Source organism: Bradyrhizobium sp. USDA 4541 (assembly GCF_024171085.1).
Lineage (GTDB): Bacteria > Pseudomonadota > Alphaproteobacteria > Rhizobiales > Xanthobacteraceae > Bradyrhizobium > Bradyrhizobium australafricanum.
On sequence record NZ_JALJZF010000001.1, the window covers coordinates 161,421 to 182,998 of the forward strand.

The 21,578-nt window shown below is 66.1% G+C and carries 24 protein-coding genes; 8 read left to right on the top strand and 16 right to left on the bottom strand.

Annotation, left to right across the window (positions count from 1 at the left end; genetic code table 11):
• Positions 1-31: 31 nt before the first annotated feature.
• Complete coding sequence (locus J2R80_RS00745; RefSeq protein WP_076827714.1) at positions 32-949, bottom strand: LysR family transcriptional regulator; 918 nt, start codon at positions 947-949, stop codon at positions 32-34.
• Between the two features lie 252 nt (positions 950-1,201).
• Here J2R80_RS00745 and J2R80_RS00750 point away from each other — a divergent pair, with 252 nt between their 5' ends.
• A complete protein-coding gene (locus tag J2R80_RS00750) occupies positions 1,202-2,515 on the top strand; it encodes an MFS transporter (RefSeq protein ID WP_076827716.1) in 1,314 nt (437 codons plus the stop codon).
• A gap of 21 nt (positions 2,516-2,536) precedes the next feature.
• The gene (locus J2R80_RS00755; protein WP_076827718.1) at positions 2,537-3,610 is read left to right on the top strand and encodes a tartrate dehydrogenase; all 1,074 of its coding nucleotides are present in this window, start codon (positions 2,537-2,539) and stop codon (positions 3,608-3,610) included.
• Positions 3,611-3,848: 238 nt separating this feature from the next.
• Here J2R80_RS00755 and J2R80_RS00760 read toward each other — a convergent pair whose 3' ends face one another.
• The 8 genes from J2R80_RS00760 to J2R80_RS00795 all read right to left on the bottom strand — a co-directional run bounded on the left by J2R80_RS00760 (position 3,849) and on the right by J2R80_RS00795 (position 9,129).
• Positions 3,849-4,613 carry a serine acetyltransferase gene (locus J2R80_RS00760; protein WP_057016225.1) on the bottom strand — a complete coding sequence of 255 codons (765 nt, stop codon included), beginning with the start codon at positions 4,611-4,613 and terminating at the stop codon, positions 3,849-3,851.
• 153 nt (positions 4,614-4,766) lie between these two features.
• A complete protein-coding gene (locus tag J2R80_RS00765) occupies positions 4,767-5,258 on the bottom strand; it encodes a DUF2852 domain-containing protein (protein ID WP_076827785.1) in 492 nt (163 codons plus the stop codon).
• Between the two features lie 130 nt (positions 5,259-5,388).
• Complete coding sequence (locus J2R80_RS00770) at positions 5,389-6,102, bottom strand: TetR/AcrR family transcriptional regulator (protein ID WP_050385230.1); 714 nt, start codon at positions 6,100-6,102, stop codon at positions 5,389-5,391.
• A 258-nt stretch (positions 6,103-6,360) separates the two neighbouring features.
• Positions 6,361-6,726: a hypothetical protein gene (locus J2R80_RS00775; RefSeq protein ID WP_253637899.1), complete on the bottom strand. Its 366-nt coding sequence runs from the start codon at positions 6,724-6,726 to the stop codon at positions 6,361-6,363.
• Between the two features lie 87 nt (positions 6,727-6,813).
• The gene (locus J2R80_RS00780; RefSeq protein ID WP_028332843.1) at positions 6,814-7,239 is read right to left on the bottom strand and encodes a YciI family protein; all 426 of its coding nucleotides are present in this window, start codon (positions 7,237-7,239) and stop codon (positions 6,814-6,816) included.
• 155 nt (positions 7,240-7,394) lie between these two features.
• Positions 7,395-7,811 (bottom strand): YciI family protein, encoded by a 417-nt coding sequence (locus tag J2R80_RS00785; protein ID WP_057016223.1) that lies wholly within the window; start codon positions 7,809-7,811, stop codon positions 7,395-7,397.
• A gap of 136 nt (positions 7,812-7,947) precedes the next feature.
• Positions 7,948-8,319 carry a nuclear transport factor 2 family protein gene (locus J2R80_RS00790; RefSeq protein ID WP_076827720.1) on the bottom strand — a complete coding sequence of 124 codons (372 nt, stop codon included), beginning with the start codon at positions 8,317-8,319 and terminating at the stop codon, positions 7,948-7,950.
• Positions 8,320-8,463: 144 nt separating this feature from the next.
• Complete coding sequence (locus J2R80_RS00795; protein WP_076827721.1) at positions 8,464-9,129, bottom strand: glutathione S-transferase family protein; 666 nt, start codon at positions 9,127-9,129, stop codon at positions 8,464-8,466.
• A gap of 512 nt (positions 9,130-9,641) precedes the next feature.
• Between J2R80_RS00795 and J2R80_RS00800 the strand changes: the two genes are divergently transcribed.
• Entirely contained in the window at positions 9,642-11,312 is a 1,671-nt protein-coding gene (locus J2R80_RS00800) for a PAS domain-containing methyl-accepting chemotaxis protein (RefSeq protein ID WP_253588155.1), read from the top strand.
• Between the two features lie 286 nt (positions 11,313-11,598).
• The gene (locus J2R80_RS00805; protein ID WP_028341382.1) at positions 11,599-12,387 is read left to right on the top strand and encodes an SDR family NAD(P)-dependent oxidoreductase; all 789 of its coding nucleotides are present in this window, start codon (positions 11,599-11,601) and stop codon (positions 12,385-12,387) included.
• Positions 12,388-12,596: 209 nt separating this feature from the next.
• Here the strand turns inward: J2R80_RS00805 and J2R80_RS00810 are convergent, their stop codons facing one another.
• A complete protein-coding gene (locus J2R80_RS00810; RefSeq protein WP_057016219.1) occupies positions 12,597-13,163 on the bottom strand; it encodes a histidine phosphatase family protein in 567 nt (188 codons plus the stop codon).
• Between the two features lie 70 nt (positions 13,164-13,233).
• Positions 13,234-13,986 carry an adenosylcobinamide-GDP ribazoletransferase gene (gene cobS, locus J2R80_RS00815; RefSeq protein ID WP_076827725.1) on the bottom strand — a complete coding sequence of 251 codons (753 nt, stop codon included), beginning with the start codon at positions 13,984-13,986 and terminating at the stop codon, positions 13,234-13,236.
• A 178-nt stretch (positions 13,987-14,164) separates the two neighbouring features.
• Here cobS and cobT point away from each other — a divergent pair, with 178 nt between their 5' ends.
• From cobT to J2R80_RS00830, 3 genes are all read left to right on the top strand, one after another.
• Complete coding sequence (gene cobT / locus J2R80_RS00820) at positions 14,165-15,178, top strand: nicotinate-nucleotide--dimethylbenzimidazole phosphoribosyltransferase (RefSeq protein ID WP_076827727.1); 1,014 nt, start codon at positions 14,165-14,167, stop codon at positions 15,176-15,178.
• 178 nt (positions 15,179-15,356) lie between these two features.
• Positions 15,357-15,683 carry a hypothetical protein gene (locus J2R80_RS00825; protein WP_076827729.1) on the top strand — a complete coding sequence of 109 codons (327 nt, stop codon included), beginning with the start codon at positions 15,357-15,359 and terminating at the stop codon, positions 15,681-15,683.
• Positions 15,684-15,761: 78 nt separating this feature from the next.
• On the top strand, positions 15,762-16,184 hold the full coding sequence (locus J2R80_RS00830; protein WP_057016263.1) for a hypothetical protein: 423 nt from the start codon (positions 15,762-15,764) through the stop codon (positions 16,182-16,184).
• A 187-nt stretch (positions 16,185-16,371) separates the two neighbouring features.
• On the opposite strand, the gene J2R80_RS00835 is transcribed toward J2R80_RS00830, so the two are convergent.
• The 5 genes from J2R80_RS00835 to J2R80_RS00855 form a co-directional block, all read right to left on the bottom strand.
• Entirely contained in the window at positions 16,372-16,782 is a 411-nt protein-coding gene (locus J2R80_RS00835) for a VOC family protein (RefSeq protein WP_028343957.1), read from the bottom strand.
• A gap of 118 nt (positions 16,783-16,900) precedes the next feature.
• On the bottom strand, positions 16,901-17,437 hold the full coding sequence (locus J2R80_RS00840) for an SRPBCC family protein (RefSeq protein WP_076827731.1): 537 nt from the start codon (positions 17,435-17,437) through the stop codon (positions 16,901-16,903).
• Positions 17,438-17,470: 33 nt separating this feature from the next.
• On the bottom strand, positions 17,471-17,881 hold the full coding sequence (locus J2R80_RS00845; protein WP_076827733.1) for a DoxX family protein: 411 nt from the start codon (positions 17,879-17,881) through the stop codon (positions 17,471-17,473).
• 486 nt (positions 17,882-18,367) lie between these two features.
• A complete protein-coding gene (locus J2R80_RS00850; protein ID WP_076827735.1) occupies positions 18,368-19,645 on the bottom strand; it encodes an RNA polymerase sigma factor in 1,278 nt (425 codons plus the stop codon).
• Positions 19,642-20,010, bottom strand: coding sequence for a YciI family protein (locus tag J2R80_RS00855; protein WP_028332829.1), 369 nt, complete (start codon positions 20,008-20,010; stop codon positions 19,642-19,644). The genes J2R80_RS00850 and J2R80_RS00855 overlap by 4 nt, the downstream gene beginning before the upstream one ends.
• A gap of 528 nt (positions 20,011-20,538) precedes the next feature.
• Between J2R80_RS00855 and J2R80_RS00860 the strand changes: the two genes are divergently transcribed.
• Positions 20,539-21,504: a glyoxylate/hydroxypyruvate reductase A gene (locus J2R80_RS00860; RefSeq protein WP_076827737.1), complete on the top strand. Its 966-nt coding sequence runs from the start codon at positions 20,539-20,541 to the stop codon at positions 21,502-21,504.
• Positions 21,505-21,578 lie beyond the last annotated feature (74 nt).

A 21,578-nucleotide genomic window follows, 5' to 3' on the forward strand; every position in this document is an offset into this window, starting at 1 on the left:
CCGGAATGAAGAGAGAGAGAGAGAGACGTGTTCACGCCTCGCGCGCGTAACTCTTCAACCTTGCCTCAAGCACCGCGATCACCTGGTCGCGTACCGGATCGCGGGAGCCTTTCAGCCAGGCGGCGGCGAGCGGCAGGCGGCCGGCGCTGCTGCCGCGCTTCAGGCGGAGCGGCACAAAGCGGACGCCTGATATCGCCATCCGTGCGGTCCAGCGCGGCACGATGGCAACGCCGAGCCTTGCTGCGACCATGTTGACGATGGTCTGCTTCTCGTCGGCGATCTCCTGGATACGCGGCGTCAGCCCGGCCTCGGCGAACAGTTTTGTCGTCAGATCGTGGCTGTGCGGCCGCGAGCGGCGTTCCGGCACGATCAGGGGCTGATCCGCGATGTCGGGCAGCACGATCTGCTTGCGCCGCGCCAGCGCGTGCTTGTGCGACAGCGCCACCACGGCGGTCTCCTGCAGCAGCGGGACAAACTCGATGCGGCGGTCGGGCCGCTCCGGCGGGCGCACGAACGCAAGGTCGAGCGCGCCCGACAGCAGCTTCGGCAGCAACCGGATGGTCTTCTCCTCGAGCAGTTGCACGGCAACATCAGGATGGGCGGCGCGGAGGTCGCGCAGCAGCGGCGGCAGCAGGCCGGCCGCCGCGCTGTCGATCGCGCCGATCCGGAAGCGGCGCGCCTGCGGCTTGCGCAGCCGACGGCGAAAGCCGTTCTCGATCGCCTCAGCGCGGCCGAGCAGCGCGCGGCCCTCGCGCAGCAGCACAGCGCCGTCCTCGGTCAGCGACACCGCGCGCGTGGTGCGCGCGAACAGCCGCACCCCGAGATCCTCTTCCAGCAGCTTGATGTGGCGGCCCAGCGCCGACGGCATCATCTGCAGGCGCTGCGCCGCGCGGCCGAAATGCAGTTCCTCGGCAGCCGCAACGAAGCAGCGAAGCTGGTGCAGTTCCAAGATGTCGCTTCCTTATGCCCCGCGTTCGTCATGGCCGGGCTTGTCCCGGCCATCCACGTCTTTCTTTGCCGCCAAGACGTGGATGCCCCGCACATGGCCGGGCACGACGCCAAGTGAGACCGGGTCCGATTATATCATTTTTTTGTATAAACCGGCGTGGGTTGAAGCGGAAGGGCGCGAGCTTCTAGGCTTTCCGATGGCGCGCGACAGGCGCCGTCCCAACAAACAAGACGAACCCGGGGGAAGAAGCCCATGGAAAGCCAGCTTGGCGCGCGCGTATTGCGCAAGATCTCACTGCGCATCGTGCCGTTCATCATGCTGCTGTACTTCGTGGCGTTCATCGACCGCGTCAATATCGGCTTCGCCTCGCTGACCATGAACAAGGACATCGGCCTGTCGCCGACCGTCTATGGCTTCGGCGCCGGTATCTTCTTCTGGGGCTACTTCCTGTTCGAAGTGCCCTCCAACATCATCCTGCACAAGATCGGCGCGCGGATCTGGATCGCGCGGGTGATGATCACCTGGGGCCTGGTCTCGGCGGCGATGGCGCTGGTGCAGGGCGCGACTAGCTTCTACGTGCTGCGCTTCCTGCTCGGCGCCGCCGAAGCAGGCTTCTTCCCCGGCATCATCCTCTATCTCTCCTACTGGTTCCCGGCGCGGCAGCGCGCCGCCGTCACCGCGCTGTTCATGGCGGCGGCGCCGCTGTCGACCGTGCTCGGCTCGCCGCTCTCCGGTGCGCTGCTGGAGATGGACGGACTGCTCGGCTTCAAGGGCTGGCAATGGCTGTTCGTGCTGGAGGCCGTGCCCGCCGTGCTGCTCGGCTTCGTCGTGCTGGGCTTCCTGACCGACCGGCCGGAGCAGGCCAGATGGCTGGCCGACGACGAGCGCGCCTGGCTGGTCAAGACCATGAAGGTCGAGAACGACGGCAAGGCCACGACCGCAAGCCACAGCATCTGGCGCGGCCTCGCCGACCCGCGGGTGCTGGCGCTGGCTCTGGTCTATTTCGGCACCTCGGCCGGGCTCTACACACTTGGGGTGTGGGCGCCGCAGATCATCAAGGCGTTCGGCCTGTCGTCGATCCAGGTCGGCTTCCTCAACGCCGTACCGGCGACGGTTGCCGTCATCGCAATGGTGCTATGGGCGCGACATTCCGACCGCACCGGCGAGCGCACCTGGCACGTGGTGCTGGCCTGCCTGATGGCCGCGGCGGGACTTGCGCTCGCCGGGCTGTGGACCGGCCTTGCCGCCGTGATCGCGGCGCTGACCCTGGTCAATATCGGCATCTCCTCGTCGAAGCCGCCGCTATGGAGCATGCCGACCATGTTCTTGTCCGGCTCGGCCGCCGCGGCCGGGATCGCCACCATCAACTCGATCGGCAATCTCGGCGGCTTCGTCGGGCCGGCGATGATCGGCTGGATCAAGGAACGCACCGGCAGTTTCGACGGCGGTCTTTATTTCGTCGCCGGCCTCCTGGTGCTCTCGGCCGTGCTCACGCTGCTGCTGTCGCGCGCGCAGAGCGCGCCGGCACAATCCGAACCGCAACCAAATCCCATGCGAACCCGCTAACCACTCATCCGGAGACAACCCATGCGTACCCATTCCATCGCCGCCATCCCCGCCGACGGCATCGGCCCCGAAGTGATCTCCGCGGGCGTCCGCGTGCTGGAGGCTCTCGCAAAACGCAGCGGCGACATCAGCTTCAACGTCAAGACCTTCGACTGGGGCTCGGACTATTACAAGAAGCACGGCGTGATGATGCCGGCCGACGGGCTCGCGGAGCTGAAGAAATTCGACGCGATCTATTTCGGCGCGGTCGGCGCACCCGATGTGCCCGACCACATCACGCTGTGGGGCCTGCGGCTGCCGATCTGCCAGGGCTTTGACCAATACGCCAATGTGCGGCCGACCAAGATCCTGCCCGGCGTCGCCTCGCCGCTGCGCAATGTCGGCGTCGGCGATCTCGACTGGGTGATCGTGCGCGAGAATTCCGAAGGCGAATATGCCGGCATGGGCGGCCGCGCGCACAAGGGCCTGCCGGAAGAGGTCGGCACCGAAGTCGCTGTCTTCACCCGGGTCGGCGTGACGCGGATCATGCGCTATGCGTTCCAGCTCGCGCAGTCGCGGCCGCGCAAATTCCTCACCGTGGTGACCAAGTCGAACGCGCAGCGCCACGGCATGGTGATGTGGGACGAGATCGCGGCCGAGGTAGCGAAGGACTTCCCCGACGTCACCTGGGACAAGATGCTGGTCGACGCCATGACGGTGCGGATGACGCTCAATCCGAAGAGCCTCGACACCATCGTCGCAACCAATCTGCACGCCGATATCCTCTCCGACCTCGCCGGCGCGCTGGCCGGTAGCCTCGGCGTGGCGCCGACCGGCAACATCGACCCGCAGCGCCGCTATCCCTCGATGTTCGAGCCGATCCACGGCTCGGCCTTCGACATCACCGGCAAGGGCATCGCCAACCCGGTCGCGACGTTCTGGACCGGTGCACAGATGCTGGAGCATCTCGGCGAGAAGGACGCCGCGGCGCGCCTGATGGCCGCGGTCGAGAAGGTGTGCGCGGCCGGCGTGCTGACGCCCGACGTCGGCGGCAAGGCGACGACGAAGGAAGTCACCGATGCGGTGACTGACGCGATCCATGGGTCGAATATGTAAGGCGGCGACGGTCCCGTCGCATCACGCAGTGAGGCGAGCGCGCTAGTCGGACTCCCTTCCCCCTTGTGGGGGAGGGTTGGGGAGAGGGGTACCGCTTGCTCCGCTCTCCATGAGGATTAGCGACGCCCGCTGCGCACGCTGATCAACGATTGCCCTATCTCTCGCCGTCTCGCCCGGGGCCACCCCTCACCCCACCCTCTCCCACAAGGGGAGAGGGTGCCTGAGAGGGGTGCTCACCTCACGAAAGCGTGCCCGCCTCCGCGCAATTGGTCAGCCGCGCGGGCACGCCGATGGCGGTGCAGCCGGCGGGCACATCCGTCGTCACCAGCGCGCCGGCGCCGATCCTGGCGAAATCGCCGATCGAGAGATGTCCGATCACCGTGGCGCCGGCGCTGAGCAGCACGCCGTGGCCGATCTTCGGCGCGCGGCGCGGATCATCCTGATGCCGCGCGATGGTGACGTTCTGCAAAATCGTGACCTCGTCGCCGACCGAGGCCAGCGCGCCGATGATGATGCCGGTGCCGTGATCGAGGAAAACCGCCGTTCCAATCCGGGCCGACGGGTGAATGCTGATCTGCAATTGGTCCGCCGTCGCGCTTTGCATCATGAGCGCAAGGTCGGGGCGGTCCTGGCGCCACAGCCAGTTCGACACCCGCCAGGCCTGCAGCGCGACGAAGCCCTTGAAGTTGAGCAGCGGCGGCAGGAAGCCCGTGATCGCGGGATCACGGCGCACGATGGCCGTGAGATCGGTGGCCGCGGCATCGACCAGCACGGGCTCGGCCGCATAGGCTTCGCGGGCGGTCCGCGCGAACTGTGCGCGATCCTCTTCCGCGCGGCTGATATGCCGGCCGATCAGAAAAGCGAGCGCCCCGCCGAGGTCGCCCTGATCGAGAATGAAGGCGGCCGACGCCTCGAGGAATGGATCGGCAGCGATCGCCGCCTCCGCCTCGCGCCGGATCGCAAGCCAGAGCTCGCCGGCCGTCACTGTCGCTGATCCCGCCATAGTCTTCACCTCATCGTCCGGATCCCAAACGATAGAGTGGGCGTCACCATCCCAAAATGCAAACCGCCCGCTTGCTCATCGCAAACGGGCGGCTCAGGGCCATCAGGTTCTATGGGGGCACATCGCCTGAAGGCTAGCGCTTGCCTCGCGCGATCAGCTCTGCGGCGGCTGGTCGGTCGGCGGGGTCGGACGGGTCTTGTGCTGCGCCATGAAGGCGTCGAACTCTTCCTTGTCCTTGGCGTGGCGCAGGCGATCGAGGAAGTTCTTGAACTCGACCTGCTCCTCCTCGAGACGGCGCAGCGTGTCCTGGCGGTACTCGTCGAAGGCACGGTTGCCGCTGGAGGGCGGACCGAAGCCGCCGAACGGGAAGCCGCGGCGCTCCATGCGGCTCTTCATCCGCTCCATCTTGTCCTGCATCCGCTCCATCTTGTTCTGCCAGCGATCCATGTCGTTGTGACTCCAACAGGCCATCTTTCTGCTCCCGAGTGTGAAAAAGAGAAGGGCGAGGCCGATCGGCCACCAGATCATGAAGCCGAGGATGATCCCGGCGATCTTCAGGGGATGCCACGGCGTCGCGTAGAAGTAGGGACGGTAGGGCTCTTCGACGGGGCCGCGCCAGCGATTGACATCAGCGGTGTAGGCCATTTCCTTCTCCATCACGGCATCACGCCGTTGTGAATGTAAATAACATTTACATAGGTAGCCGATCCCTTGGGAAAGTCAAGCAGCGCGGGTGACGCACCCCTCGGATTATTTTTGGCTTGGCCGTTGAACCTTATTTCGGCTTGCCCCAGGGACCAGACCTTTCGCCGGCCGGCTTGTCGTCGGCGGCCGCGGTTCCAGGCCGGCGGTCGGTCGGGAAGCCGAGGCCGCGCAGATAGATCAGCACTTCGGCCTCGAGCAGATCCTCCGGCGACATCGGCAGCTTGCGCCGCGCGGCATCGCCGCGGCCGAACAGCGAAGCGACGCCGTGCGACATCGCCCAGATGTGTAGCGCCATCATCATCGCCGGCGGACGCGGCATGCCGGGCGGCGCCAGTGCCGCGAGCCGCTCGGCGGCGGCGCGGATGATCGCGAAGGCGCGCTCGCTTGCGGCCATCAAGGTCGGATTGGAATCGACCGGCAGGCCGGATTCGAACATCGCGGAATAGAACGCGGGCTCCTCGCGGGCGAAGGCGAGATAGGCCTTGCCGACCCGCTCGAACGCCGTGACGGTATCGGGGCGGCCGTCGTCCCAGGCCTGCGTCAGCAGCGATTCGAACTGCTCGAAGCCGCGCTGCGCGATGCTGGCGATCAACTCGTCGCGGTCGCGGAAGTGGCGGTACGGCGCGGCCGGGCTGACGCCGGCCATCCGCGCGGCATCGGCGAAGGTGAAGCCGGCCGGCCCCTTCTTCGAGATCAGGTCGAGGGCGGCCTGCAGCAACGCCTCTTTGAGATTGCCGTGATGATAGCCGCGCTCGGCGCGGCCTTGGTCCTTGCGCCAGCTCATGTGAACGGCTTTTACATGAGCCCGCGGTAAAGGTCACTAGCGGGGCGGCGCCGCGTCAATCAAGATTAACGGGTGTGACGCGGCCTCGCTGCACGCGCTTGACGGCAGTAGCCCGGCTCAAGCATGGCTCGATCTTCTCCTTCCCCCTGAAAGGGGGTCAGCCGCAGTCGACGCTGTATGCGGGGAGAGCAGATCCCACCCGCTTTGCTCTGGCGAGCAAAGCGACCCCCTTTTCAAGGGGAGGTGAATTCTCCCGCCTTAGCGGCCCGGGATCGGTAGCACCGGCATGATCTCCACGGCATCGCCCGGGAAGATCGAGAAATGCGGGTGGTTCTCGAACAGCTTTGCCGCCGCTTCATGCGAGGGCGCGCGCACCACGGTGAAACCGGTCATCAGATTGGCGATGTCGGTGACGCCGCCCTGCCCGACCTGCTTGGTCTTGCCGAGCGGTCCGCCCATCTCGACGATCACGTCATGATGCTTCTCGACCCAGGCGCCCCAGGCCGCCATGCCCTGCTGCTCCTTGGCACGGCGTTCGGCCTCGGGCAGCGCGTTCCAGGCTGCCATCCGCGAGCCGGTTTTACCGCCGCCGAGATAGACGGCGAGGAAGGTGTTGGTGCTCATGTTGCGTCTCCGTTGTGGTCGTTGTTGGTGGACGATGGTTCGGTGATACGGTGACGCTTTGAAGCGGCATCGTTTCTCGTTGAATGTTCAGCGCAGCGCCTTGCCCCAGCCGCCCTGCGGATGCTCGAAGGTGGCGGCCGCCTGCTGCACCTCTTCGGAGAAATCGGCCATCTCCTGCACCTGGCGGATCTCGATCATCTCGTTCGCGGTGGCCGGGCACTTCCTGGCCCATTCGATTGCCTCGGCGCGCGAGGCGACCTCGATCATCCAGAAGCCGCCGATCACTTCCTTGGCCTCGGTGAACGGGCCGTCGATCACGACCGGCACGCCGGTGTCGAACTTGACGCGCGCGCCGGCGGCCGGCGGATGCAGGCCTTCCAGCGTGATCAGCACGCCGGCGTCCTTCAGCGCCTGATTGTACCGCATCATCGCGGCGACCCGTTCGGGGTCGAGCTCGAGCTTGGCCGGCGCGGACTCGTAGCCGAGCGGGATCATCAGCATCATGAAACGCATTGGTCGGACTTCCTTGCCTGTTGAGTAACTCGCAATCTTCACCCTCGTCATGCCGGGAAGCCCCACGCGGCGCCGGCCCGGAATCCACGACTTGCGACGATGATCATGTATTCCGGGCGCATCGCCGGTGCGATATCGCGGAATGACGTCGGGTGTCATTTCTTGCCCACCTGCGCACGCAGGCGCTCTCCCCGCTCGCGCAGCTCGGGCGTCAGCGCCTCGCCGAAATCCTCCGCGGCAAACACCTGGCGGATTTCGATCTCGGAGCCGCCGTCGAACGGCGCGCGCTTCATCCAGTCGATCGCTTCATCGAGCGACTTGGTCTCGATCAGCCAGAAGCCGGCGACCAGATCGCTGCTCAGGCCGAACGGGCCGCGCGACACCGTGCTCTGCCCGCCGGCATATTTGACGCGGGCACCCTTGCTGGTCGGATGCAGCCCCTCGCCGGCCTGCATAACGCCGGCCTTGACCATCTCCTCGTTGAACTTGCCCATCGCCGCGAGCAGCTCGGTGCTCGGCATCACGCCGGCCTCGGTGTCCCTGTTCGCCTTCACGATCACCATGAACTTCATCGTCCTGCTCCGTTGTCTTGTATTCAGCTGCTTTGCCGGTATCTCCGGTGCTCGTCTCAAGGACGACGCGGGGCTTGCCACGCCGACAGGCCAAGCGAAATTATTTGGGAGGTCATTGCATCGCTCGCCACAGCCCTCAGCGGTCTTGCCTGACAAGTTCGCCGTCCTGGTGCGACGGGCCGAAATAGACGTCGATGCGCGACACCTTGTCGCCGTCGAACACGAAGAACTCGGTGTTGCGAAAGCTCTTGCCGTCGCGGGCGACGCAGCGATAGGTGACGAAGGCCTCGACGCCGTCGACCATGATGCGCTCGATCTCGTGGCGGCCGATCCAGCCGGAGTCGCGCCAGCACTTGGCGAAATAGGTCGGCTTGTCGATGTTCTCGCCATAGGGCGTCGAGAAGCGGAAATCCTCGGCGAACGCCGCCTCCACGCTCGCGCGGTCATTGGCGAGGTAGGCGGCGAAGAGGGAGCGGATGATCTCCGCCCTGTTGCCAGCTGCAGCCATGTCGTCTCCCACACGTATCGCCCGGGGCCCCGGAGCGGCCGGCGCTCCGGAAACCCGGGCCTCAGCGAGATGACGAACGGGGCGGCGCGAAAGCGACATCCCGCCACGATTTATTTTTGGAACCGGGTCGGAGGCCGGCTTGCGTCAGGTTTCCCGCGGGAACATGCCGAAATAGGGCTCGGCCTCCCTCAGCACGCGCGCGAAGGACGGCCGCGCCATCAGCCGCTCGAGATAGGCGGCCAGATGCCGATGGCCATCTCCGAACGGCTCGACCTTGTTGCCGTAGAACATCGTCGGCGCGGCCGCGCAATCGGCCAACGAGAAATGCTCGCCCATCATCCAGCCGCCACGCGCGCGTTGCGGATCGAGCTGCTGATCCAGGATCGCATAGGAGGTGCGGAGTTGCGCCCGCGCCTCGGCGACGCCATGCGGATCCTTGCTGTCCGCAGGCCGCAGCCGGTCGCCGACGACCTTCTGCATCGGCAGGTGGACATAGAGATCGAGGAAGCGATCGCGCAGCCGGATTTGCAGCGCGAGGTCCGGGTCCTCGGGGATCAGCCTGACGGCACCGGGATAATGCCGGTCGAGATATTCGATGACGATGCTCGATTCCGGCACCGTCTCATCCCGCGTCTCGTCGCGGAGCACGGGAAAGCGGCCGATCGGCGACAGCGCGAGCAGCGCCGCGCGCTCGGCAGGATCGCCGAGATTGACCACGTTCGGCGTGAATGGCGTGCCGTTCTCGTAGAGCGCAATCAGCGCCTTCCAGCAGAACGAGGACAGCGGATGGTAATGCAGGGTAAGCGACATCGGAACTCCATCATGGAATGAGTGACCGGAGGACGAGGCCGGGACCGCCCTTCCGACATCTCTTGCCGTGATATTTTTATGGCGATACTTATTGCGGTCGGCGGGCGTGGACCAAGCATCGAACGCGACGCACATTCATCGAGCACGCGAATCACGTCGCTGCATCGATCGGTGAAAAGCGGCCGGCGATATCAGGCTTCGTAATAGGTCCATCAGCATCGCTGAACTAGCCGCGTTTCAATCACCCCGCATCAGACGAAAGTCATCATCGATTTTCGTCCGTATGATTACGGTGAACATCGCGTGCTGCCCGTGGATGATAACGTGCACTCTGAAAAAAACCTTTGCGAATTGAGGCGGATGCATGCGCGGAACTTGGCGTTATGCAGTTCGTGCCAAGCGCGCGCGAGCAACAGGCTTTACCGATGCTAAACGGCTCGCTGCAACCTTTCCGTGAGTTGCCGCGATCCGCTTTTCCCCATCCCTTTTATTTGGACCTTCACGGAGCCCTGATGTTCAGTTTCAGCAACAAGGCCAAGATCGAGAATGCGCTGGCGCAGACTGCCGCGATCGGCAAGTCGCAGGCGGTGATCGAGTTCAAGCTCGACGGCACGATCGTCGACGCCAACGAGAACTTCCTGAATGCGATGGACTACACGCTCGATGAGATCAAGGGCAAGCACCACAGCATGTTCGTCGATCCGGCCACGCGCGACAGCCAGGACTATCGCGCGTTCTGGGCCGACCTGAACCGCGGCGAATTCCAGGCCGCGCAATACAGGCGCATCGCCAAGGGCGGCCGCGAGATCTGGATCCAGGCCTCCTACAACCCGATCCTTGACAAGGGTGGCAAGCCGGTCGGCGTGATCAAGTTCGCCACCGACATCACCGCACAGAAGATCCACAGCATGGAGGATGCCGGCAAGATCGCCGCGATCGGCCGGGCGCAGGCGGTGATCGAGTTCGACATGGACGGCACCATCGTCAATGCCAACGAGAATTTTCTAAGCGCGCTCGGCTACTCGCTCGCCGAGATCCAGGGCAAGCACCACAGCATGTTCGTGCCGCCGGCCGACCGCGACAGCGCGGCCTATCGCGACTTCTGGGCACGGCTGAACCGGGGCACGTTCGAGGCCGGCGAATTCAAGCGGCTCGGCAAGGGCGGCAAGGAAATCTGGATCCTCGCCACCTACAACCCGATCCTCGACGATCGCGGCAAGCCGTTCAAGGTCGTCAAGTTCGCCACCGACGTCACCCAGCAGAAGGTGAAAACCGCCGACAATGACGGCCAGATCGATGCGATCGGCAAGTCGCAGGCGGTGATCGAGTTCAACATGGATGGCACGATCCGCACCGCGAACCCGAACTTCCTCGCCGCGATGGGGTATTCGCTTGCCGAGATCCAGGGCAAGCATCACAGCATGTTTGTCGAGCCCACTGAGGCGAGCGCGGCCGGCTACCGCGAGTTCTGGGGCGCGCTGAACCGCGGCGAATTCCAGGCCGCCGAATACAAGCGTATCGCCAAGGGCGGCCGCGAGATCTGGATCCAGGCCTCCTACAACCCGATCCTCGATCTCAACGGCAAGCCCTACAAGGTGGTGAAGTACGCCACCGACATCACCGCGCAGGCGATCGGCCGCAAGAAGGCCGACAGCGCGCGCGGCCTGATCGAGGCGGTCGCCGCCGGCAGCGAGGAGATGAGCGCCTCGATCCGCGAGATCTCGGAAACCATGACCAAGTCGAAGCAGAACGCCGCGGTCGCCACCGGCCGGGTCGAGGCTGCCGACGGACAGGCGCAGAAGCTCAATGCGGCAGCTCAGGCGATGAGCGGCATCGTCGAGATGATCTCGAGCATCACCGGGCAAATCAACCTGTTGGCGCTCAACGCCACGATCGAGTCGGCGCGCGCCGGCGAAGCCGGCCGCGGCTTCGCGGTGGTTGCCTCCGAGGTGAAGAGCCTCGCCAATCAGGCCAAGCAGGCGACCGACACGATCTCCTCGGAAATCGACGCGCTGAACTCGATCGCCGCCGAAGTCGTGAGCTCGCTGTCCGAGATCAAGGCGGCGATCGCCGGCGTCAACGAATACATCACCTCCACCGCCGCCGCGGTCGAGGAGCAGAGCATCGTGACGCAGGACATGTCCACCAACATGCAGCGCGCCTCTGCCGAACTCGCAGCGTAAGCCACGGTGCGATCCTCGAAGGATGGGCGGCCCGGGCTGGGGGCCGTGCATCCTTCGAGACGCGCCGCTTTGCGGGCTCTTCAGGATTGCGGCGAGAGGGTCGGCGTGCCGTAGGAAGCCGATACTCCACACTCCCCGGCTGGTGGCCGTGCACCCTTCGAGGCTCGCTACGCTCGCGCCTCAGGGTGACGGAGAGAGAGCATGCCGCGTGTCGCCGTCGGGTTGACACGTCGGAGTAAAGGTCGCAGACGGTCGGGACTTCCTGCCCGAACCGATGGACCATCCGATGAATTCCGCTTCCCCCAAAGTCGCACTCGTGACCGGCGCCGCGCGTGGCATCGGGCTTGCCGCGGCGAAACGCTTTCTCGCCGACGGCTGGCGCGTCGCGCTGCTCGACATCGAGGGCGAATTGCTGCGCGCGGCGGTCGCGGCGCTGAAGCAGCCCGACGACACGCTGGCGCTCACCTGCGACGTATCAGATGCCGCTGGCGTGGCAGCCGCGATCTCTGCGATCACGGACCGGTTCGGCCGGCTCGACGCGCTGGTCAACAATGCCGGCATTGCCGTGTTCACGCCGGTGCTGGAGACCTCGGACGCCGACTGGAGCCGGATCATGGCGGTCAACCTCACCGGCCCGTTCCTGTGCACCAAGGCGGCCGCGCCGTTAATGCGGGAACATGGCGGCGGTGCAATCGTCAACATCACCTCGATCTCGGCGGTGCGCGCCTCGACGCTGCGCTCGGCTTACGGCACCAGCAAGGCCGGCCTCGCGCATCTCACCAAGCAGCTCGCGGTCGAACTCGCCTCGCTCGGCATCCGCGTCAACGGCGTCGCGCCCGGGCCGGTCGAGACCGCGATGGCCAAGGCCGTCCACACGCCGGAGATCCGCGCCGACTATCATGACGCCATCCCGCTCAACCGCTATGGGCTGGAGGAGGAGCTGGCGGAAGCGATCTTCTTCCTGTGCTCGGATCGCGCCAGCTACATCACCGGACAGATCCTCGCCGTCGACGGCGGCTTCGACGCCGCCGGCATCGGCCTGCCGACCCTGCGCGGCGCGCGACGGAATGGGTAACGGTTGATCGAACGAACTAATGTCACACCGCGACGGGACTGCACTCCCTCGCCCCGTTCTTACGGGGAGAAGGTTTGGGTGAGGGGCCCTCTCCGCGCGCGCAGTACCAGTTAGCCTCGCGGAGACTCCCCCTCGCCCGGAACGCATCTGTCGATGCGTTCCGACCTCTCCCCGCACGCGGGGCGAGGTAAAGCAGAGTCACTGCGCTATCAGCGCCCGTTCACCGCGACCACACGCCAGGCATCCGGCAGCCGGTCGATCCGCGTCAATGACAGCGGATCGATGACGAAGCGCAGCGCGAGCTCCGGGGCAAGCTCGAGCGCGATCGCAAGGATCGCGCGAATGGTGCCGGAATGCACGACCAGTACGACGTCGCCGGACGGCAGACGCGCGAGCCCTGCCCGCGCCCGCGCGATCTGATCGGCAAAGCTTTCGCCGCGCGGCGGCCGGTTGCTGCCCGGCGATTGCCAGAACGCGCGATAGGCCGCGCCGAGCTCGGCTTCGATCTCGCTGTGACGCCGGCCGGTCCAATCGCCAAAATCCTGCTCGCGAAAGGCGTCGTCCTCCGTTGCCGTGAGACCGAGCTTTGCTGCGGTCTCACGGGTGCGCCGCGCCGGACTGCAGACCGCGCGAGCGTGGGCCGGCAGTCTCGCCTGCAACGACGCGAATGCCGCGGCATCGCCGAGGTCGGCGGGCGCATCCGGCGCGTGGATCACGCCGCGCGGACCGTCCACCGGCGCATGACGGATCAGCCAGAAACGCGTTTCGCGATCCATGTTCCGCTCACGCTTTCATTTTGACGCGTTTTCTTCACGCGAACCGGTCTCCACTTCGCTCGAAAACGCTCTAACCTAACCGCGCCGCGAGCAGTACCAGGATCGTGGTTTCCGCTACCTGCTCCGCACCGCCAAGCACATCGCCGGTCTGGCCGCCGATCTGCCGCTTTGCCACGAGCGCCATGACCAGCGCGCTCACAGCGGCCGCGATCGCCCCCAGCAGCGCGCTGCTGAACGGCAAGGCGAGGATTGCGATCAGCAGCGCGATGCCGGCCGCGACCACGGCAATGGTCCCATCAGGCCTTCCGGCATTGGCGGCGAGCCCGTCCTTGCGCGCGTAAGGCTGGCTGATCGCAATCCATGGCAGCACGCCGCGGCCCAGCGCGTGCGCCGCGATCAGGCTCTGCACCACGAGACCATTCGGAATTGCCGCGAGAGCCGCGAGCTTGGCGGCAAAGCTCACCACCAGCGCCAGCGCGCCGTAAGTGCCAAGCCGGCTGTCACGCATGATCTCGAGCTTGGTCGCGACATCGCGGCCGCCGCCGAACCCGTCGGCGACATCGGCGAGCCCGTCCTCATGCAGCGCGCCGGTGAGCAGCGCACCGCCGCCGAGCGCGAGCGCCGCCGCGGCGAGATCCGGCACACCGATCGCCCGCAGCAGCAGGCAAAACAGGCCGATCGCCGCCCCGATGGCGGCCCCGACCAGGGGAAACAGCCGCTGCGCCCGCGCAAAGCTCTCCGTCCGCGCGCCGTCCGGATGCGGCATCGGCAGGCGGGTCAGGAAGGCGGTCGCGGTCCGGAGATCGTCGAGCCATTGATTCATGGTGAAGGCCTGGAAATTGGGCTAAAGCGCGACGAGATCGGGCTCGATCTGATCGCGCTTTAGCTTCTTGTTAGGGCATGATCTCCGCGCAAATGCTACGCATTTGTCGCGAGGGAAAACCGCTTCACACGTTTCCGGATCATGCATTAGCTTGCGGCCCGCTCGACGAGGGAATCGCATGCAGTTCAGTACTCTAGACGACATCCGCGGCTTTTGTCGCGACCTGCCGCAGGGCGACGAGGCCAGTGCCGCGGCCGCCACGCAGCGCCAGCAGAACCTGACCAAGCCGCCGGGAAGCCTCGGCCGCCTGGAGGAGGTTACGATCTGGCTGGCGCGCTGGCAGCGGCGTGAGATGCCCCGGCTCGACCACGTCACGATCGCCGTGTTCGCCGGCAATCACGGCATCGCCGAGCGCGGCGTTTCAGCCTATCCCTCCGAGGTCACCGCGCAGATGGTGGCGAACTTCGCCGCCGGCGGCGCTGCGATCAACCAGATCGCCAGGCTTGCCGGCGCCGAGCTGCGCGTCGAGCCGCTCGAGCTGGCGCGCCCGACCCGCGATTTCACGACCGGACCGGCGATGGACGCCGCCGATTTCCTCGTCGCGCTCGATACCGGCTGGCGCACGGTGCCCGAGCAATGCGATCTGCTCGTGGTCGGCGAGATGGGCATCGCCAACACCACGGTCGCCGCGACGCTGTGCGCCGCCTTGATGGGCGGGCGCGGAGTGCGCTGGGCCGGCCGCGGCACCGGCGTCGACGATGCCGGGCTGATACGCAAGCGCACCACGATCGATGCGGCGCTCAAGCTGCATCGCGGCGCGATCGACGATCCGCTCGTCACCGCGATGTCGCTCGGCGGACGCGAGCTCGCGGCGATCGCGGGGGCCGTGCTGGCAGCGCGCGCACGCTGCATTCCGGTGCTGCTCGACGGCTTCGTGGCGACAGCGGCGGTGCTGCCGCTGGCGCGGCTTGCGCCCGATAGCCTCGCGCATTGCCGCGCCGGACATGTGTCGGCCGAGCTTGGCCACCGCGAATTGCTGCGCGAGCTCGAGCTCGCCCCCTTGCTCGACCTTAACATGCGGCTCGGCGAAGGCTCCGGCGCGGGGGTTGCGATCCTGCTGTTGCGCGCGGCGCTCGCCTGTCATGGCGGCATGGCGACCTTTGCCGAGGCCGGCGTCTCCGACGCTGACTGAGGCTCCCGGGAGAGCCGGAGGGTTCCCTCAAAAAAGCCGGTGCATAGCGTCGGCGCGGGTTGACAATCTTCGCGTGTGTAGCATGACCTCTGCACGTTGGAGGCCTAACCTTCGCGGCGGTGGGACGCCGGCTGGCGTCTCAGCCGTGCTGAACCAGATACCGGGGAGAAATCACCTCATGTCGGGCGTTCTCATCAATCTGATCATTCAGGTCATCAGCGGAGCCGTCGGCGGCAATGTCGCGGCGGGAGCGGCCAAGAACATCGATCTCGGCACGCTCGGTAACACCATCGCAGGCGCCATCGGCGGCGGTGCGGGCGGACAGCTTCTGGGCATGCTGATCCCGCTGCTCGCCAATTCCGGCGCGACGCCTGACATCGGCAGCATCATCGGCCAGGTCGCCGGCGGCGGCGTTGCCGGCGCCGTGCTCACTGCGATCGTGGGGGTCGCTCAAGAACCGCGCGGCCTGAGCCACGTGCTGTCGCAACCGGGACATCGGTCTTGACGATGCCCCATTCCGGCGCGAGCCTTCCGGCTTCAGATGCGGCGGCACCTCGATCGCATCGTGGCAGGGATTGCGCGCATGAAAATACTTGTCGCGGCGGCAGCTCTCTGCGCAACGGTTAGCTGCGCGCAAGCCGATGTTCGTATCCTCGCCAGCCCCGGCGGGCAGGTCGGCCCGTTCATCGAGCTGTTCGACAAGGTGCGCGAGTCGGGCGAGCGCGTCGTGATCGACGGGCCCTGCTTGTCCGCCTGCACCCTGGTACTCTCGATGGTGCCGGGCGACCGCATCTGCGTGACGCGGCGCGCCGTGCTCGGCTTCCACGCCGCGCGCTCGATCGACCAGCGCGGCCGCACCTATGCAGAGCCGGAAGCGTCCGTGGCGGTGCTGCAAGCCTATCCGGCACCGGTGCGCGGCTGGATCGCCCGCCGCGGCGGCCTGACCTCGCGCCTGCTATTGCTGCGCGGCCGCGAGCTCGCGGCGATCTATCCGCGGTGCAGGTAGCGGCAAATTACACGGTCATTGCGAGGAGCGAAGCGACGAAGCAATCCATGTCCCCGCTTGCGGAGCGATGAATTGCTTCGCGGAGCCTGTCATCAGGCGCGCTTACGCGCGACCCGTGGGCTCGCAATGACGTGGATAGCCGGCACGCACAATCTCCGTGAGCGCGAGCGAACAGAACCTGCGCGGCCTACATCCCCTGCGGGCAGTTCACCATCCAGGGGATGCCGAACTGATCGACGCACATGCCGAAGCCGTTGGAGAAGAAGGTCTTGCCGAACGGCATCGTCACCGTGCCGCCCTCGGACAGCGCCTTGAAGCGGCGTTCGGCTTCCGCGGGATCCTCGACCTGCAACGCGACGTGGAAGCCCTGCGGCTTCTGGAAGTGGCCGGGCGGGGCGTCGGAGGCCATGATGATCTCGCCGTCGATCGTGAGGCGGGCGTGCATGATCTTGTCTTTCCAGCCGGGCGGCGTCTGCATCTCCGCACTGCCCTCGCCGTAGGGGAAGGTGTCCTCGATCCGGGCGCCGAGAACCTTCTCGTAGAATTTCAGCGCGGCGCCGCAATTGCCGTCGTAGGAGAGATAGGGGTTGACCTGCATTGCATGCTCCCTTGGGTCATTCGAGCCTCGCCCCGGTGGTACCGGAACGAGGGCTCCGGATTGTCATCTTGACGCGTTTTCCCGACACGAACCGGTAACCACCTCGCTCGAAAACGCGCTACTTTTCAGTCAGCTTCTTCAGATTGGCGAGACCGACCTCGAAATCCCTGCCGATCATGCGATCCAGGTTCATGAACACCTGCATCACCTTCGACATGAAGACGGCCGGACCATACATGGTCCATGTGACGCTGGTCGCATTTCCCTGCGGCAGCATTGTGAACTCGGCGGTGTTGTGGCCTTCGAACGGCTTGATGAAGTCGAGCTTGATGACGATCTTCGACGGCGCGGAGGATTGCAGGATCTCCATGCGGCCGGCGCCGACATTCTTGTTGCCGTCCCAGGCGTAGGCCGCACCCTGCCCGCGCCCGGCGCCGCTGTAGATGCGCTTCATGGCCGGATCCCGGTTCTCGTAGGGCGACCAGAGCGTCCACTGATGGAAATCGTCGATCAATGGAAATATCCGCTCGGCCGGCGCGTCGATGCAGATCGCACGCGTGACGCGGAGCGTGCCCGGCTTGGTTACCGCGAGGATGAGGATGACGGCGATCGCGACGCCGAGGACAATCGCGATGATGGCAATGGTCTCGAACATGTCAGTCTCCACAGGGATGGATTGAACAATACCTCACCGGCGAAATGGAAGCATTGCGCGCAGATTGCCGTCGCGCAGATAGAGCCCGCCCCACAGCATCAGGCCGAGATAGAGCCCGAACAGCGTGTGGGTGAACAGCGGGCTGCCGATCCGCACATGCGATGCGATCGCGCCGCCGAGATAGCCGGTGAGCAGGATGGCGCCGAGGATCGAGGTCGGCGGCACCGAGTAGAGCAGCGTGCAGACGATGGTGATGATGCCGAGGCTGCGCGCCAGCGCATCGCTCGCGCCGAAGCCCATCCTGTCCATGGTCTCGGTGACGACCGACAACGGCACCAGCTTGATCGCGCCGTCGAACAGCAGGAACAGGACGACCATGCCGCTCATGACACGGCCGGTGATGCGGGCGGGCTTTGAGACTTCGGTGTCGACGGTCGTCGGCATGACAGGCTCCGTAACGCTTGGTGATGCTCTCTGCCTTCATGACGAACGGCGGAGTACGCGGCCGACAAGGCGGGCGAAGATTTTTTCGGAAGTCAGGCAGAGTCGATTGAGAGCTGCGACAAGCTCCCTCTCCCGAACCAAGACGTGGATGCCCGGCACAAGGCCGGGCATGACGAGTTTGTGGAGCTATCGAGCCCATATGCGATTGCCCTGCACTCGCGGGGGAGGCGCGTTGCCAAAATATCGAAAACAACCCCATGCAAAGTAGCCGGCGGCCGACCGGGCTGCTTGACACGTCGGGCAACTCAGGGATATTTTTCCAATATTCCGAAATCGCGCAGACGCACGCTCGCCCCCCGGGGGCATACGGCATTCGCGCGCTTCTGTACGCGACGTTTCCACGTCGTCATGACCGCCAGCCATATGCGATAGCCCTGCGCTCGCGGGGGAGGTGCAGCGAGTATGCCGGTGCGCTGTTGCTGACCGCTACTTCGCCTTCGCGTTGCGCGGCTGGCTGTCGCGCATCAGGCGGTCGATATGCATGCGGATGTGGGCGGCTTCGGCTGTGGTGTTGGCGAGCGCGATGGCGCGGTCGAAGGCGATGCGGGCGTCCTCGTTGCGGCCGAGCTGCATCAGGAAGGCGCCGCGGACGCCGAAATAGTGGAAGTAGTTGGCAAGCCGCGGCGCCAAGGGCTCGATCATCTCGAGCGCGGCTTCCGGCCCCTTTACCTTGGAGACCGCAACGGCGCGGTTGAGCGTGATCACCGGCGACGGCTGCATGACCTCGAGCGCGCCGTACAGCAGATCGATCTGGGTCCAGTCGGTATCCTCGGGCTTTTCCGCACGGGCGTGCAGCGCTGCGATCGCCGCCTGCACCTGATACGGCCCGCTGCGGCGGTGGCGCATCGCCTTGTCGATCAGCGCGAGGCCCTCGGCAATCTGCTTCTGATTCCACAGGCTGCGGTCCTGGTCGTCGAGCAGGATCACCTGGCCATCGGCATCGAAGCGCGCCTCGGCGCGGGCATGCTGCAGCAACAACAACGCCGTCAGCCCCATGATCTCCGGCTCGCTCTGGAACAGCCGCAGCAGCAGGCGGGCGAGACGAATCGCCTCCTCGCACAGTGGCGCGCGGATTTCGGCGGTGTCGCCGCTCGCCGAATAGCCCTCGTTGAAGATCAGATAGATCATCGCCGCGACCGAGGCGAGCCGCTCGCTGCGCTCGACCGCGCCAGGCGTCTCGAACGGCACGTCGGCATCGGCGACGCGCGCCTTGGCCCGCGTAATGCGCTGCTCCATCGCGGCTTCCGAGACCAGGAAGGCGCGCGCGATCTGCTTCACCGTGAGACCTGAGACGATGCGCAGCGCGAGCGCGATCTGCTGCGTCGCCGGCAGATCCTTGTGACAGCAGATGAACAGCAGCCGCAGGATGTCGTCGCGGTAATGCGAGCCGTCGAGCCGCTCGGCGATCTCGTCCTCGGCGTCGTCGAGGTCGGAGATCGCCTGGTCGTCGTCGGGCAGCGGCTGCTGCTTCTTGTTGCGGCGGACCTCGTCGATCGCGACGTTGCGGCCGACCATGATCAGCCACGCCGCGGGATCGCGCGGCGGGCCGTTCTGCGGCCAGCTCTTGAGCGCCCGCAGGCAGGCGTTCTGGAACGCCTCCTCGGCGGTGTCGAGATTGCGGAAGTAGCGCAGCAGGGCGCCGACCGCCTGGGGACGCGCGGACGTCAACGCAGCATCGATCCAGGCGGTGTCGGTCACGCTCACGCCTTGGTACCTCCCTGATTGAAGTAGCCGACCGGGCGGATCTCATAGGTGCCGCCGGGATTGGCCTCGCCGAGGTCGCGCGCGATGTCGAGCACCTCGTCGAGGTTCTTGCCCTCGACCAGATAGAAGCCGAGCAGCTGTTCCTTGGTTTCGGCGAACGGGCCGTCCAGCACCAGCGGCGGGTTTTCCTTGCGCAGCGTGGTGGCCGCGGTGGTCGGCAACAGCCGCGCCACCGGGCCGAGCTTGCCCTGCTTGGCGAGCTTGTCCTGCACGACGGACAGTTTCTGCATGACGGAGGCGTCGTGTTCCTTGCTCCAGGAGCCGACCATGTCTTCGTCATGATAGCAGAGGATGGCGTACAGCATCGAAAAGGCATCTCCGTTCATTGCAAGAACGAACGATTATGCCCGCTGCCGACAGGGGGCGCGAAAGAAATTTAGGTTCCGGATGCCAACGGTGGATCTTGATCGCGGCTCCATGGCGCGCTTCGACGGACGGGACGTTTGTCGCGGCGGCGATGAACGTGCGGTTGCCGATAGACGCCGTAGCGGGCGGCGATCCAGCGCGCCTTGGCTTCATCGCTCTCGCGATGGCGGACGTGGCTCCTCGTCATCGGACGGGACGCCTGCTGCCGCGGAGACGCCACGGGTTGCGCCTGAGCCTGCGATCGGGCCGACCGGGCCTCGCCCTGCGTTGGAGCAACGGTCGGTTGAGCCTCAGCCGGCGTGTCAGCGTTTACGAGCACGGGCGTGGGCCGTGGCGCCGGCGGCGCGGATGAAAGCCGACGCCCGGATCAGTTTGCGCATGGAAGTTCTCCCCTGTTGATGGCAGGACATATGAGCGGGCCGGACCCGCTCTGTGACATGCATCACATAGACGTTGGAGGTATCGGGATGGGTAAGGGCGCGCTCGCGCTGCTGATCAATGGCGGCTCGGAAAACTGGTCGTCGGGGCGCTGGAAGGCGCGGTTCGACGCGGTCTGCCCGGACCGCCGCGTGGTGCTGCTGCCGGACGGCGCGCTCGATCCCGCCGAGGTGCATTACGCCGCGGTGTGGAAGCCGAAGCCGGGCGAGCTCGCGGCATTCAAGAACCTGCGCGTCATCTTCAATCTCGGCGCCGGGGTCGACGCGCTGATGGCTGATCGCTCGCTGCCCGACGTGCCGCTGGTGCGGGTCGCGGTCTCCGATCTCACCGACCGCATGACCGAATATGTCGTGCTGCACGTGCTGATGCATCACCGCCAGGAGCTCTATTTGCGCGAGTCGCAGCGGGTGAAGCGCTGGGCGCCGGACTATCAGTGGGCGGCGAGCGCGATCACCGTCGGCATCATGGGGCTCGGCACGCTCGGCGCCGCCGCGGCGCTGGCACTGCGCGCGCTCGGCTTCCGCGTCGTCGGCTGGAGCCGCAGCGAGAAGCGGATCGACGGCATCGCCTGCTATCACGGCGCGGACGGGCTCGACGCATTCCTGCGCGAGACCAACATCCTGGTCTGCCTGCTGCCGCTGACGCCGGACACAAGGCACGTGCTCAACCGCGACGCGTTCGCGAAGCTGAACCGCGAGAGCCCGCTCGGCGCGCCCGTCATCATCAATGCCGGCCGCGGCGGCCTGCAGAACGAGGCCGACATCCTGCGCGCGCTCGATGACGGCACGCTGGGCGCCGCCTCGCTCGACGTCTTCGAGACCGAGCCGCTGCCCGAGGCGAGCCCGTTCTGGAGCCATCCGAAGGTGGTGCTGACGCCGCACAACGCCGCCGACACCGACGCCGACGAGATCTCGAAATATGTCGCGCAGCAGATCGCGCGCTTCGAGGCCGGCGGCGCGCTGGAAAACCTCGTCGATCGCAAGCGGGGGTATTAGCGCCGCCGCCCATCCCGGCAACGAGTTCGGCGAGCCGGTCGGAGGCGAGCTCGACGCTCTTCTCGATGCCGGAA